Below are 13,266 nucleotides of genomic sequence, written 5' to 3'. Positions count from 1 at the left end.
ATATGTCTATTTTATTGCAAAAAAAGAATGTTGGCGACTACTCTTATATGAGTAGCCCCAACATTTATTATAGAGCCCTAATATACAATGATTGTATATTAGGTGTTTTGTATATCAATTTATAAATTATTATAAATTGAACTGATTACAATACCGCTTTATAGTTTAAATACTTTAAGTCAAAGAACTTTAACCCATAAATTTGGAAGAAAGCTAATTCTGCAGGCCTCAAGGTTCCTCTAGTCCTAGCCATACCCTGACCAGGTTTTATGTTAGTTTCATACCACCATTGACCAGTAGAATGGTTGTAACCAGCCACATCTAATGTTCGATTTTCATAATCATAAGTAAAATATTGTGTAGTAACATTACTAATTGCGGTATTTCCTCTCGTAACATTAGGAACATATACTGTATTCACCGCTATTTTATAATACGGAGGATCATATGACATATTCACCACAGATGACTTATCATAATAAGTACCACTATCCATATGACCATCCGTTAAAATAAGATTAGGATTATTATTCAAAAACTCTGGATAATCCACCGCTGCATAACTATTGGAAGTAAATAGTGCACAAAATGCTACTAATACCATAAAAATTCTTTTTATAGCTACTAATTTTTCTTTTCTAATTACCATCATATCCCCCTGATATGTATCAATACAGACATATGTTTATATCTCTTCTAAATATATATATTTTTTTCTACTTTCAGTGTAGTTTCCAACCGTCTCAAGATGCTCATAAACCCATTCGCATCATAGGCTCTCACCAATGTATCTACTGGGATTTCATCTGGCGACACACAGAAAGTTCCATTTGGTTTCACTGTATGGATCGGCACTTGTTTTCCCTGTACTAGTCGGATACGGTTAATGTCATTAATATACACCGCTGGCAAGTGGGTTAACAACGCATCCACAGGTTGCACAGCTCGTTCCACCAGTGTTTCTAGTTCTGAGATCATCACAGATTGTTCGATATCGCACTGGCCTACAGCTGTCCTACATAATTGAGTCATCATGCCACATAGACCCAAATGTTGACAGATGTCTCTCAACAAGGCACGCACATAGGTGCCAGCAGAGCATCGCACACGAATGGTAAAGAATGGAAATGCATAAGCCAATAACTCAATATCATAGATATGAATTAAACGAGATGGCAGTTCAAACTCTACTCCTGCACGGGCTAAATCATAGGCACGTTGCCCATTGATTTTGATAGCCGAATACTTGGATGGCCGTTGCTCAATCGAACCTTGAAAAGACTGCACAACCTGCTCTAAAACATCCCAACTAGGAGCCTCAATCATATCTAGAGTACGCAGTACATTGCCAGTACTATCTTCTGTATCTGTTTCCACGCCAAATTTACATTCTGCCACATAAGTCTTACCGATAGATTCCGTGTACTCAATGGCTCTCGCCGCTTTCCCTACAAAGATAGGTAGAACTCCATAGGCTAATGGGTCCAAGGTCCCACTGTGACCAATACGACGCTCTTTCAGAATGCGTCGACAAATACCGATGGCATCATGACTCGTAATACCTGGTGGCTTGATTAAAGAAATAACTCCATCCATTAGTCAATCACCGCTAAGATTTGTTCTAATGCTTCATGGATAGGACTTTCTATGGAGCAACCTGCTGCACGAATATGACCGCCACCGCCAAAGTGACTAGCAATTTGATTCGCATCACGCACTTTAGAGCGAATGCTTGCACGAGTCAAGGTATCGGTTTTTGCTTTCAATACGATGGCCACATCCACACCTTTGATGTTTCGAATTATATCCACAAATCCATCGGTATCATCCCCGACACGCTCCATAATAGGCAATGTCAAGGACATGGATACCACTTGTCCATCATGATGAAAACGAACTTGCTCTAACACTTCTTTCAGCACTTCGATACGGGCTTGTTCTACTTGTTCTATGGCTTCGGAAATCACATGTGGTTGTGCTCCTGCTGTTAAGCATAATCCAGCCATGTCCATCGTATGCGCGGTTGTATTGGAAAATTTAAAGAACCCTGTATCTGTAGCCATCGCCATATACAAGGCTTGTCCCATCGATTGGGTAATCTCCCAATTCCACATCTTACATAGGTACGCCACCGTTTCTCCCGTAGAAGAAAAATCGGAGCGCAAATATAAACCGTCTGCAAATTCTGTATTCGAAATATGGTGGTCTATATTAAAAGTAGGTGCACTCACTCGTACACCTACTTCTCCAATTCGTTCAAATGTGCTAGCGTCCAAAATGAGTAACATATCCGATGTATAGCCGTTTTCTAAACTTTTCGTAGGCTCAATCTTGGAGCATAAAGGAAGAAAAGAAAACTTTTCAGGAATTACATCATCTACTACCATGCGAACGACTTTCCCTTGGGCTACCAAAGCTTCATACATTGCGAGCATGGAACCAATAGCATCTCCATCAGGACTAACATGAACCGTAAGAAGAATGGAATGGGCCGTATCAATCGATGCTTTTAGTTGATCAATACTAATTTTCGCCATTATTGTTCCTCTTGTTTAATAGAATTTAATAATCCTTCGATGTGCATACTGTAATCTAAGGATGTATCTGCATCAAAGGCAATGCTAGGAATGTGGCGCAATTGAAGCACCTTTCCTAGTTCAGAACGGAAGTAGCCAGCGCTTCTACGCAAAGTCTCTAAAGACTGTTTTTTCTCCGCCTCACTGCCGAATAAGCTTACGTAAATCGTAGCTTCTCGCAAATCACCTGTCACACGCACATCGGTAACAGTAACAAATCCGATGCGAGGGTCTTTCAACCCACGCAATAAGATTTGACTTGCTTCTTGTTTAATAAATTCTTGTAATTTTCGTACACGAACTTCGCTCATGGATACCTCCTATAATGCTGGGGCAATTTCTTCCATTTTGTACGCTTCGATGACGTCGCCTTCTTTCACATCGCGGTAACGTTCCAAGGAAATACCACATTCAAAGCTTGTAGCAACTTCTTTCACTTCATCTTTGAAACGACGTAAGGAGTCGATATGACCTTCGTGGATAACGATACCATCACGGATTAAGCGAATTTCAGAGTTATTAGTGATTTTACCTTCTGTTACGTAGGAACCAGCAACGATAGCTTTCGGTGTAGAAATCACTTGGCGAACTTCTGCACGGCCTAGAATAACTTCTTTAAATTCAGGAGTTAACATACCACGCATAGCAGCTTCAATTTCATTGATTGCATCGTAGATAACACGGTATGTACGAAGATCAACACTTTCTTTTTCTGCTTCTTTACGTACATTCGCATCTGGACGCACGTTAAAGCCGATAATAATCGCACCCGATGCAGAGGCTAACATCACGTCAGATTCGTTGATGGCACCTACTGCACTGTGGATAATATTGATGCGTACTTCTGGATTTTTAATGCCCTCTAAGGATTGACGTAATGCTTCTACAGAACCTTGTACGTCACCTTTGATAATAATATTTAAGTCTTTCAATTCCCCTTGTTGCATTTGGTTGAACAAATCATCAAGAGTGACTTTTGTTTTCGCATTCATTTCAGTAATGCGTTGTTTTTCAATACGTTTTTCTGCAATGGAACGAGCTTCGTTGTCATCTACAGCGAACATCACTTCACCAGCTTGTGGCACATCGGATAAACCTAAAATTTCCACAGGCATAGATGGACGAGCAACTTTCACTTTTTCCCCACGTTCATTCGTCATGGCACGTACTTTACCATATGCTACACCAGCAAGGATTGTTTCCCCTACACGTAAAGAACCTTTTTGTACCAATACTGTACATACTGGACCACGGCCTTTATCTAATTGTGCTTCGATAACGATACCTTGTGCCTTGCGGTTAGGGTTTGCTTTCAATTCTTGCACTTCTGCAACAAGCAAGATAGTTTCCAACAGGTCTTCAATACCTTGACGTTGTTTCGCAGAAACAGGAACCATGATAGTATCGCCGCCCCACTCTTCTGGCAACAAACCATGTTCGGACAATTGTTGTTTTACATGGTCAGGGTTAGCACCTGGTTTATCCATTTTGTTGATAGCAACGATAATTGGCACTTCTGCAGATTTCGCATGGTTAATGGCTTCGATGGTTTGTGGCATTACACCGTCATCGGCAGCTACGACAAGAACAGCAATATCTGTAGATTGGGCACCACGTAAACGCATGGCTGTGAAAGCTTCATGGCCTGGCGTATCTAAGAATGTAATTTTATTACCTTCATAGCGAACTTGGTAGGCCCCGATATGTTGCGTAATACCGCCTGCTTCAGAAGCTGTTACATTGGTAGAACGAATCACATCCAATAAAGACGTTTTACCATGGTCAACGTGACCCATGATCGTAACAACTGGTGGACGAGCTTGTAAGCTTTCTGGACTATCTTCGATTTCCACGATTTCTGTAGGATCTTGTTCAGGTTCTACTTCTACTACTTCTACCCCGAAGTCTTCCGCTAATACCATAGCCGTTTCCACATCAATTTCTTGGTTGATAGTGGCCATAACACCTAACATCATCAATTTTTTGATGATTTCAGATACTTCACGGCCCATTTTTTCAGCTAATTCTTTTACAGTCAACGGACCAGACAATTCGATGGATGTAGCAATCGCTGCCTCAGCCTTACGACGTTCTTCCTCTTTTTGTTTGATGTGTTGCTCATTACGTTGTTTAACTTTATTCTTATTTTTTTGCAACGCAGAAGATACTAGAGATTGACTACGTTCACCTTTTTTCCCTTTTTTATCTTTCTTGTTACGACGTTCATTGCGGTTTTCATTACGATGTTCCGATTCAAAACGGCGACTTTCTTTTTGACGATCCACTTCACGGCTCGCTTGACGATCACGGCCTTCTGTTTTCACACTCAGTGCTGGATCCACTTGTGGAATCTCTAAACGGCGTTCACGACGTTGTCCATCATTGCGACGATCATTATTACGGTCGTTATTGCGGTCGTTATTGCGGTCAAATCGCCCACCATTATTAGGACGATTGCCCCCATTGCGGTTATCTGGACGTTGGTCATTGCGACCTTCTGGACGACGGCCATCACGGTTTTGACCGTTGCGTTGATTAAAGCGAGAATCTCCTTGTCTATCATTGCGGTTATCTCGTTGACCATTGTTTTTACCATCTCGATTGAAAGGACGATCGCGTTTTTCGCCACGATCATTACGATCATTACGGTCATTTCTATCATTGCGATGGTTTCTATCTTGTTTAGGACCACGTTTTTGATCACCTTGGTCATTGCGATGATATTCATGCACTTTCTTTTGTGGTGCTCTTTGTGTTTCTTTTGGTGCTCCACCTTGTGCCGGTTTTCCACCATTTCCTAAAGATTGTTTAATCATAGACAATTGTGAATCCTCCACTGTACTCATATGGCTTTTCACATCAATGTTATGTTTTTTTAACGCGTCAATGACTACTTTATTTTCTACGCCTAATTCTTTTGCTACTTCATATACTCTTTTTTTGGACATCTACATTCCCCCTCTACTGATTCTTATCTATTTCAGCTAGCAAGGATTTAGCAAATCCAGCATCATTTACTAATATAACTGCTCGCATTTCTTTTCCCAATGCTCTGCCAAGTTCTTCCTTTGTACCTACCAAGCGCAAAGGAACCTTGTGCGTTTCGGCTAAGTGTATATATTTCTTCGCATTATTAGGGGCACAATCTTCCGCCATAATCAACAATGGGTAAGCCTGTCGCTTCACAGACCGTTCCACTATAAAATCGCCGGATAACAAGCGACCTGCTCGTTGTGCTAAGCCTAATATGTTCAACACTTTTTCTTTATTCATGGGATATTTGTTCCTTTAAAGATTCATAAATTTCTTCTGAAACTTTATGTTTTAATGAACGCTCTAATCGCTTTGCCTTATAAGCCATATCTAAGCATTCTACCTTCGCTTCCATGTAGGCGCCCCGACCAGGTGCTTTCCCTGTCGGGTCAATGGATATTTCTCCCGTCGGACTCAATACAACACGAGTCAACTCTTTCTTGGGATGAAGCTCTCCACATCCCACACAAATTCGCATAGGCTGAGACTTCTGTTTCATCTTATTCGTCATCTCCAAACGCATCTAGAGATACAATATCTTCATCATATGCTGCAGATTCTACATATTCTCCAGCTTCTGCTGCTTGTGTTTCACTTTTAATATCAATTTTCCAGTTTGTCAACTTAGCTGCCAAACGTGCGTTTTGTCCTGCTTTACCAATCGCTAATGAAAGTTGATAATCTGGCACTACTACGGACGATGTTTTTTCCTCGTCACGAGCCACCACGCTCACTACTTTTGCTGGGCTTAATGCATTTGCAATATATACAGCTGGATCTTCATCCCACTTTACGATATCGATTTTTTCACCATGTAACTCATCCACAATATTTTGTACACGTTGGCCTTTAGGACCTACACAAGCACCTACTGCATCGACTTCTTCTTCACGGGAAACAACGGCGATTTTAGAGCGCATGCCTGGCTCACGAGCTACAGATTTCAATTCTACAGTACCTTCAGCAATTTCTGGCACTTCCAGTTCAAACAAGCGTTTTAATAGGCCTGGATGTGTACGAGAAATCATAATTTGAGGACCTTTTGTAGTTTTCTTTACTTCTACAATATAGCATTTGATACGATCCCCTACTTGGTATGTTTCTGATGGAATTTGTTCAGATACGGGCAAAATAGCTTCTGTTTTACCTAAATTGATGAATACATTCCGACCTTCAATACGCTCTACCAATCCAGTCAAAATATCGCCTTCACGGCTGGAATATTCATCGTATACGATATTGCGCTCTGCTTCTTTCAATCGTTGAATCAACAATTGTTTTGCCGTATGAGCCGCACTACGACCGAAGTTTTTTGGTGTTACATCTACTTCAATAATATCGCCAGTTTCCATACGTTTATCTAACATACGGGCATCAGCCAAAGAAATCTCTAACTCTTCATTTTCAGGAGTTTCCACAACTGTTTTCTTAACAAGAACTTTGTAATCTCCTGTTTCACGGTTAAAGTAAATATATGCCTCTTGATTAGAACCTGGTTCTTTGCGATACGCTTGTAATAAAGCTACCTCAAGAGAATCAAAAATAATTTCTGGTGCTACACCTTTCTGTTTAGTAACTGCTAATACCGCCTGTACTAATTCTTGACTCACTGCTTTCCTCCCCTTAAAAATCCAAATGTAGTCGAATCTGTGCAATGGCTGCACGATCAAGATCGATGGTATCCTCTTGAACTCGAATCGTTATTGTGTCATCAGAGTATCCCTGTAAGGATCCTGTATATTGCTTTTTACCATCAATAGGTTTAAATAGTTGAATATCTACCTCTCTACCATGATAGCGAATAAAGTCTTTTTCTTTTTTCAAAACTCTATCCAATCCTGGAGATGATACTTCCAATAAGTAGTTTTCCTTAATTGGGTCTTTCGCATCCAATACTTCACTTAACTTTTCACTTACCATCTGGCAGTCATCTAAGTCGATACCGCCTTCTTTGTCTAGGAATACGCGCAAGTACCATTCCCGCTCATGTACATATTCCACATCCACAAGCTCTAGCTCCGTAGATTCAATAATTGTTTCTACTACACCGGACACAAACTCCTCCACGGCGTCTCGTTTCATCTTATCCCTCCTTGCTACAGTATAAGAGAAAGAGTGAGCCTGAGCTCACTCTTTTAATAGATTCTATAAAAGTTACTTCTAGTATACCACAAGTGTGTGAAAATAGCTACAGTAAACCATTACGTTTTAATGCTTCTTCCCACTCTGCTTCTTTAAATCCTACCAGTACTGTATCTTCCAATACAAGAATTGGTCGTTTCACTAGCATACCATTCGTTGCAAGAAGTGTTAACTTTTCATCTTCTGTCATGGTAGGCAATTTATCCTTGATACCTTCTCCACGATAGATTTGTCCAGATGTATTAAAGAATGCCTTAATATCAGCTTTCTTACTCTTAGGGTACCACACACCCAGTTCTTCCGCCGTAGGGTTTTCTTCTTTAATATCTCGATGTGTATAAGAAATACCATGGTCATCTAAATATTTTTTTGCACGCTTGCAAGTCGTGCATTTTGGATACTCTATGTATAGCATATACTTTCCTTTCTAATGTACTATCAATATCTTCTATCCTATATCAATACTACACCTTATTGCATATATCATCACAATATTATGATTTTATAAATTCTTGTTTCAACATATTGAATAAAACTTCTGTCATCTCGCTAGCAGCAAAGATATACTCTTTTAATCTACCACGTTCTTCGGCTACTTTCATGGCAGATACTTCAAATGGATCTAATACAACTGACAATACAAAGGCTCTATCTTGCGCAGTTTCTTCTGTAAAATATCCACTGATGCGTTCCCCTTCTGTAGGTTCAAAGCGTTCTACCTTCACAATAGGACAATATTCATACATCATTTTACGAATCACAAGCATAAAATGTTCCTTATCTTGTAGGAACTGTTTCGCTTCATCTCTAGTCATGCTAAAAATATCTACTTTCACTCGCTCTGTATCCTGATGAGTTGTCATAGAACTATGCTCCTTTCGCAGCTAAGAAAGATAGGTAACAGCGTTTTGCTTCATAAATATCTGCCTTGCTTGTCACTTCCCAAGGTGAGTGCATACTAAGTACGGCTACGCCACAGTCAATGACATCCATACCATACAATGCCATAATATAAGCGATAGTACCGCCACCACCGAGGTCAACACGGCCTAACTCTGCTGTTTGGTAAGAAATATTATCAGCATCCATCAACTTGCGAATCAATGCCATATATTCTGCATTGGAATCATTGGATCCACTTTTACCTCTGGATCCAGTAAATTTATTAAACACCACGCCACGACCTAAGAAAGCAGCATTTTTCTTTTCGAAAGCACTTGCATACAGAGGGTCAAAGCCAGCACTTACATCGGAAGATAGCATGCGGCTATTGGACAATGTGCGGCGCACTGCTAATGGAGACGTATGTCCCATAGCTTCTAGCAGTTCTGCCATAAAGTTTTCAAAGAATCGAGATTGCATCCCCGTTGCACCAACGGAACCAATTTCCTCTTTATCAACCAACAATGTACATGTCGTTCTAGATACGGATTCTGTTTCCAACATAGCTACTAATGATGTATACGCACATACGCGGTCATCTTGCCCATAGCCAATAATCATGGAACGATCAAAGCCTAATTCTCGAGCGGCACCAGCTGGCACAATTTCTAATTCTGCAGATAAGAAGTCTTCTTCTTCAAAGCCATATTGTTCTTTTAAAACCTGTAACACATAGGCTTGCACACCTTCTTTAAGTTCTCCTTTTACAGGACGACTGCCAATAAGAAGGTCTAATTGTTCCCCTTCTACTACTTTGGCTGCCTTTTTCTCCATTTGTTCTTGTCCCAAATGCGGTAATAAATCGGTAACGCAGAATACTGGATCTGTCGGACTTTCACCAATGGCTAGTTCCACCACAGAACCATCGCGTTTCACCACTACACCGTGGATAGCTAAAGGCATTGTTACCCATTGGTATTTTTTGATACCTCCATAGTAATGTGTATCTAATAGCGCTAAATCACTATCTACATATAATGGATTTTGTTTAACATCCAATCGTGGAGAGTCAATATGAGCCCCTAAAATATTCATACCCTCTTCAATAGGTTCTGTACCAATATGAACCATAGCAACTGCCTTCTTCATGTGCACATAATACACCTTGTCGCCAGCTTGCAATGCATCTCCTGATTTCACTACATCTTGCATATTGCGATAACCTTTTGCCTCCGCAGCTGCCACAATTTGCTGTACACATTCACGTTCTGTTTTACCATGATCTAAAAAATGACGATACGCTGTAGATAACGCTTCTACTTCACGTAATTGTTCTTCTGTGTATTCATGCCAAGCATTTCTTCGTTCCATACTTCATTCCTTTCTAGATATCTAACACTATATATGTATTATCTAAAATTACATGTGTAGCATTACAGTCCACACTTTTTCATGTACATATTATTTTTTTCGAGCATATAATTCCTGCAAGCCCTTTGGTGCATTAGTAACAACCTTTGAAATAAAATATCGTAAGCCTACATGTTTGCTCACTGATTTCCCTACATACCAATGTACCCCAAAAGTACCATGCTCTTTACAGGATCCCATAGATAAAAACCTATGCTTTACAACACCCACTATAGGTTCTAATCGCAGCGGTTCTTTACACTGCGGGCATCGTGTTTTAGCCCGATTGCTTTGCCTAAATATTCTAGGCTGAGTTACGATGGATTCAAATATTTTTTGCTCATGCCGTGAAAGTCCATAGAAATAACGAGTTCGACCTTTTTGAGCGTCCTGCAAAACTTGTAATCCTCTCATGAAAGGAAATCGCTGAGCAATCATCGCCGCACATACTGCATCATGCAACCCATTATGAGCCATTAAGTTAGGGGCCTTTACCCCTAGATCATCCATTGCTTTTTGCAAGGCATATTGTTGTGACGTGTGATGTACTGTTCTAGCATAAATAGCTTGCAAATCGTACCACGGCACTTCTCTAGGCACATTCACCTTATGACATAAGGCATTATCCATCAGTACTTCAATATCATCGGGCCCCCAGGATAATAAGATGCCATTATCCCCTATAAATTGCAAAAACTGTTCGCAGCCTCGTTTAAAAGACACGCCTTCTCGCCGAAGTTTCTCCATCGTAATATGAGTTAACTGCTCTACGGAATGATGCATAACCGGCAAAAATTTAGGTGTAATGAATACCTCAAATTGATCTACAATATCTAAACTTTCATCTAATTTAACAGCTCCTATTTGTATGATTTCTCCTGTAAATGGAAAGCCTGATCGTCGTATCATATTCGGTTCTATGCTATATGGCTGATTCCACTCTAAATCAAATACAATATAGTGCATGCTTATTTCATACCCTTTCTGGCTAACATCGTTCGTACTGCGTCCAGAACTTCTTGCTCTTGAATCATGGATAATCCGATATACTTTCCTGATCGTAATACTTGATTCATATTTTTACTTACATCATAGGTGTCCATTGTTTCCAATACAATCGCATCCTCCGTAAATGGTCCATATAAGGAGGGATTTGACGGTCCAAATAAAGCAATGACAGGCACTTTTTGACTTACCGCTACGTGCATGGGTCCAGAATCATTGGTAACTAGGCAAATACAGCGTCTCATGGCAGCCGCCAATTCACCAATACTGAAAGCACCTGTAGCCTTAATAGCAGGTTCTTGCATTTCATCAATGACTTCCTGTACCATCTCTTCATCCATAGATCCACCAAAAAATACAATACGATATCCATCTCTTGCCAATGTATCTGCCACATGAGCAAAGCGTTCTATATTCCATCGTTTCTGTGGCACTGCACTTCCTACATTAAACCCTATCAATACATCAGATTCTACTACCCCTTGTGTTGCATAGAACTGCGTTGCCTTCTCGTCCCATTCTGGAGACGTAAATAGCTCCAAGCCTTGATGTGCTACAGGATACCCTAATTGCTCCAATACATTCATATACATCTCTGCAGCATGCACTGTTTTACGATTCAATGGTGTTACCTTAGTCATAAATAGACGGAATAAAAAGTGACTCATTCCCGTAGTCACTTTCCCCCCTAATTTCCATGCCAAATAGGACGTTCTTTCATTAGGATGTAAATTAATCACTACATCGATAGGCCCTTCACTACGAATTTGCTTCGCAATCGCATTGAGGCCACTAATACTGTTATGAACACCTTTTTTATCCACTTCGACTAATTGATCAATATAGGGATTATGACGATATATATCAGCTAATTTCTTATCAATCACATATGTAATATGACTTTCAGGTGCTATCTTACGCAAAGCATGGATAAACGGCGTGGTAATCACCACATCACCTAAATGCATCAAATAGGTCACAACTATGCGTTTCCCATTTAACTCTATCATAAATTCCTCATTTCCTTCACATGTTGTAACACAGTCTCTACAGAAATTTGATCCATACACTCCATATCCTCTACTAATGGATTATCCAACGTAGCTTGATAGGTAGGAGATTTAATAATGCGAGCATATTCATTTCCATATGGTCCGGTTCGCTCTGCACATGTGGTTCCAAACAATGCGATCAAAGACTTTTTCAAGGCACTAGCGATGTGTAATGGTCCTGTATCAGCACTAATATAAAGTGCACTATGACGAATAACCTCTATTAGCTCAAGTACATTCGTCTGTCCAATTAAACTAACTACGCCACTACTATCCACACCGGCCACGATTGCTTCTCCTTTAGATGTGTCATCTGCTGCACCTACCAGCACTATTTTTTCTCCTAATGCTGTTAGCTCCTTACACAACTCTATGAATTTAGGTATAGGCCATTCTTTGGCAATCCATCTGGCACCTGGCGCTATGGCAATATATGGTCGATCTATAGAGATTCCAAGACTCTGTAACTTATCAATGACTTGCTCTTTTGCCTCCTCAGATGTAGGTAATGGAAATATCACTTCGTCTACATCACAGCCTAAAGCTCGTGCCGTGTCTAAATAGCCTTCTACGAGATGATCTCGTTTATGCTGTCCCACCAATGGCGTATTGACTAGCCAACTGCCTTCTCGTTGTTCCCAGTAAGAATATTTTTTCTTAGCACCGCTCACAAGTGCTACTGCTGCACTTTTTGCCCAAGATTGTAAGTCTAATGAAATATCAAATTTTTTCTTATGTAATATTCCCCACAATTCTATCAGATAAGGGATTCTTTTTAATCGCGTTTTATCAATCAGAATGACTTCATTTACCCATGGTTCACCAGGGATAATATCCTTAAAGCGCTCATGAACTGCCCATGCAATATGTGCGTTTGGGTATTGCTTTCGGATGGCATATAAAGTTGGTAGTGTATGAATGATATCACCTAACGAACTCATTCTGATGAATAAAATTCGTATATCTTCTTTCATATAGTATCCCTTTCTTATCTCTTGATGTATATTCTTCTCTAGTATACCATATATCCTTTATTTTCACACTATACCTACAGAAATCAAAAAGGGCTGTAATAAAATTTGTTTTAATTTGGCTCTATAATATATCTTGGGGGGACAGCAAAAGCCATCCCCCCAAGGTATATTTTTTTATGCAAAAAAGTAGGC

The 13,266-nt window shown here is 40.1% G+C and carries 15 protein-coding genes; all 15 read right to left on the bottom strand.

The annotated features are described in order from the left end of the window. Window positions 1–145: 145 nt before the first annotated feature. Window positions 146–652 carry a hypothetical protein gene (locus EO122_RS07920; RefSeq protein WP_127010116.1) on the bottom strand — a complete coding sequence of 169 codons (507 nt, stop codon included), beginning with the start codon at window positions 650–652 and terminating at the stop codon, window positions 146–148. A 44-nt stretch (window positions 653–696) separates the two neighbouring features. Beyond that, window positions 697–1,596, bottom strand: a complete 900-nt coding sequence (truB, locus tag EO122_RS07915) for a tRNA pseudouridine(55) synthase TruB (protein WP_127010115.1) — start codon at window positions 1,594–1,596, stop codon at window positions 697–699. Continuing rightward, window positions 1,596–2,537 (bottom strand): bifunctional oligoribonuclease/PAP phosphatase NrnA, encoded by a 942-nt coding sequence (locus tag EO122_RS07910; protein WP_127010114.1) that lies wholly within the window; start codon window positions 2,535–2,537, stop codon window positions 1,596–1,598. The genes truB and EO122_RS07910 overlap by 1 nt, the downstream gene beginning before the upstream one ends. After that, a complete protein-coding gene (gene rbfA / locus EO122_RS07905; protein WP_126938196.1) occupies window positions 2,537–2,887 on the bottom strand; it encodes a 30S ribosome-binding factor RbfA in 351 nt (116 codons plus the stop codon). Before rbfA ends, EO122_RS07910 begins: the two co-directional genes overlap by 1 nt. A 9-nt stretch (window positions 2,888–2,896) precedes the next feature. Further along, complete coding sequence (infB, locus tag EO122_RS07900) at window positions 2,897–5,524, bottom strand: translation initiation factor IF-2 (protein ID WP_127010113.1); 2,628 nt, start codon at window positions 5,522–5,524, stop codon at window positions 2,897–2,899. Between the two features lie 13 nt (window positions 5,525–5,537). Next, window positions 5,538–5,849 carry a ribosomal L7Ae/L30e/S12e/Gadd45 family protein gene (locus EO122_RS07895; protein WP_127010112.1) on the bottom strand — a complete coding sequence of 104 codons (312 nt, stop codon included), beginning with the start codon at window positions 5,847–5,849 and terminating at the stop codon, window positions 5,538–5,540. After that, on the bottom strand, window positions 5,842–6,108 hold the full coding sequence (gene rnpM / locus EO122_RS07890; RefSeq protein WP_127010111.1) for an RNase P modulator RnpM: 267 nt from the start codon (window positions 6,106–6,108) through the stop codon (window positions 5,842–5,844). The genes EO122_RS07895 and rnpM overlap by 8 nt, the downstream gene beginning before the upstream one ends. Before the next feature lies 1 nt (window position 6,109). Beyond that, on the bottom strand, window positions 6,110–7,219 hold the full coding sequence (gene nusA / locus EO122_RS07885) for a transcription termination factor NusA (RefSeq protein ID WP_126938200.1): 1,110 nt from the start codon (window positions 7,217–7,219) through the stop codon (window positions 6,110–6,112). 13 nt (window positions 7,220–7,232) lie between these two features. Next, a complete protein-coding gene (gene rimP, locus EO122_RS07880) occupies window positions 7,233–7,691 on the bottom strand; it encodes a ribosome maturation factor RimP (protein ID WP_127010110.1) in 459 nt (152 codons plus the stop codon). 106 nt (window positions 7,692–7,797) lie between these two features. Further along, window positions 7,798–8,166 (bottom strand): arsenate reductase family protein, encoded by a 369-nt coding sequence (locus EO122_RS07875; protein ID WP_127010109.1) that lies wholly within the window; start codon window positions 8,164–8,166, stop codon window positions 7,798–7,800. 79 nt (window positions 8,167–8,245) lie between these two features. After that, window positions 8,246–8,614 carry a hypothetical protein gene (locus EO122_RS07870; RefSeq protein ID WP_127010108.1) on the bottom strand — a complete coding sequence of 123 codons (369 nt, stop codon included), beginning with the start codon at window positions 8,612–8,614 and terminating at the stop codon, window positions 8,246–8,248. Between the two features lie 4 nt (window positions 8,615–8,618). Next, window positions 8,619–10,004 (bottom strand): aminopeptidase, encoded by a 1,386-nt coding sequence (locus tag EO122_RS07865; protein ID WP_127010107.1) that lies wholly within the window; start codon window positions 10,002–10,004, stop codon window positions 8,619–8,621. Between the two features lie 90 nt (window positions 10,005–10,094). Further along, window positions 10,095–10,952: a 3'-5' exonuclease gene (locus tag EO122_RS07860; RefSeq protein ID WP_164726002.1), complete on the bottom strand. Its 858-nt coding sequence runs from the start codon at window positions 10,950–10,952 to the stop codon at window positions 10,095–10,097. Between the two features lie 59 nt (window positions 10,953–11,011). Beyond that, on the bottom strand, window positions 11,012–12,055 hold the full coding sequence (locus EO122_RS07855) for a glycosyltransferase family 9 protein (RefSeq protein ID WP_127010117.1): 1,044 nt from the start codon (window positions 12,053–12,055) through the stop codon (window positions 11,012–11,014). After that, window positions 12,055–13,074, bottom strand: a complete 1,020-nt coding sequence (locus EO122_RS07850) for a glycosyltransferase family 9 protein (RefSeq protein WP_127010105.1) — start codon at window positions 13,072–13,074, stop codon at window positions 12,055–12,057. Before EO122_RS07850 ends, EO122_RS07855 begins: the two co-directional genes overlap by 1 nt. Window positions 13,075–13,266: the final 192 nt, after the last annotated feature.

The sequence above is a fragment of the Veillonella sp. CHU110 genome (genome assembly GCF_003992255.1).
Classification (GTDB): Bacteria; Bacillota; Negativicutes; order Veillonellales; family Veillonellaceae; genus F0422.
The sequence above is the reverse complement of the archived record's forward strand: the minus strand, read 5'-3'. Positions and strand labels throughout refer to the sequence as shown.

Bases quoted from the DNA above. Each gene is read 5' to 3' on its own strand.
- EO122_RS07920 (WP_127010116.1), bottom strand. From the start codon at position 652: ATGATGGTAATTAGAAAAGAAAAATTAGTAGCTATAAAAAGAATTTTT.
- truB (WP_127010115.1), bottom strand. From the start codon at position 1,596: ATGGATGGAGTTATTTCTTTAATCAAGCCACCAGGTATTACGAGTCAT.
- EO122_RS07910 (WP_127010114.1), bottom strand. From the start codon at position 2,537: ATGGCGAAAATTAGTATTGATCAACTAAAAGCATCGATTGATACGGCC.
- rbfA (WP_126938196.1), bottom strand. From the start codon at position 2,887: ATGAGCGAAGTTCGTGTACGAAAATTACAAGAATTTATTAAACAAGAA.
- infB (WP_127010113.1), bottom strand. From the start codon at position 5,524: ATGTCCAAAAAAAGAGTATATGAAGTAGCAAAAGAATTAGGCGTAGAA.
- EO122_RS07895 (WP_127010112.1), bottom strand. From the start codon at position 5,849: ATGAATAAAGAAAAAGTGTTGAACATATTAGGCTTAGCACAACGAGCA.
- rnpM (WP_127010111.1), bottom strand. From the start codon at position 6,108: ATGAAACAGAAGTCTCAGCCTATGCGAATTTGTGTGGGATGTGGAGAG.
- rimP (WP_127010110.1), bottom strand. From the start codon at position 7,691: ATGAAACGAGACGCCGTGGAGGAGTTTGTGTCCGGTGTAGTAGAAACA.
- EO122_RS07875 (WP_127010109.1), bottom strand. From the start codon at position 8,166: ATGCTATACATAGAGTATCCAAAATGCACGACTTGCAAGCGTGCAAAA.
- EO122_RS07870 (WP_127010108.1), bottom strand. From the start codon at position 8,614: ATGACAACTCATCAGGATACAGAGCGAGTGAAAGTAGATATTTTTAGC.
- EO122_RS07865 (WP_127010107.1), bottom strand. From the start codon at position 10,004: ATGGAACGAAGAAATGCTTGGCATGAATACACAGAAGAACAATTACGT.
- EO122_RS07860 (WP_164726002.1), bottom strand. From the start codon at position 10,952: ATGATACGACGATCAGGCTTTCCATTTACAGGAGAAATCATACAAATA.
- EO122_RS07850 (WP_127010105.1), bottom strand. From the start codon at position 13,074: ATGAAAGAAGATATACGAATTTTATTCATCAGAATGAGTTCGTTAGGT.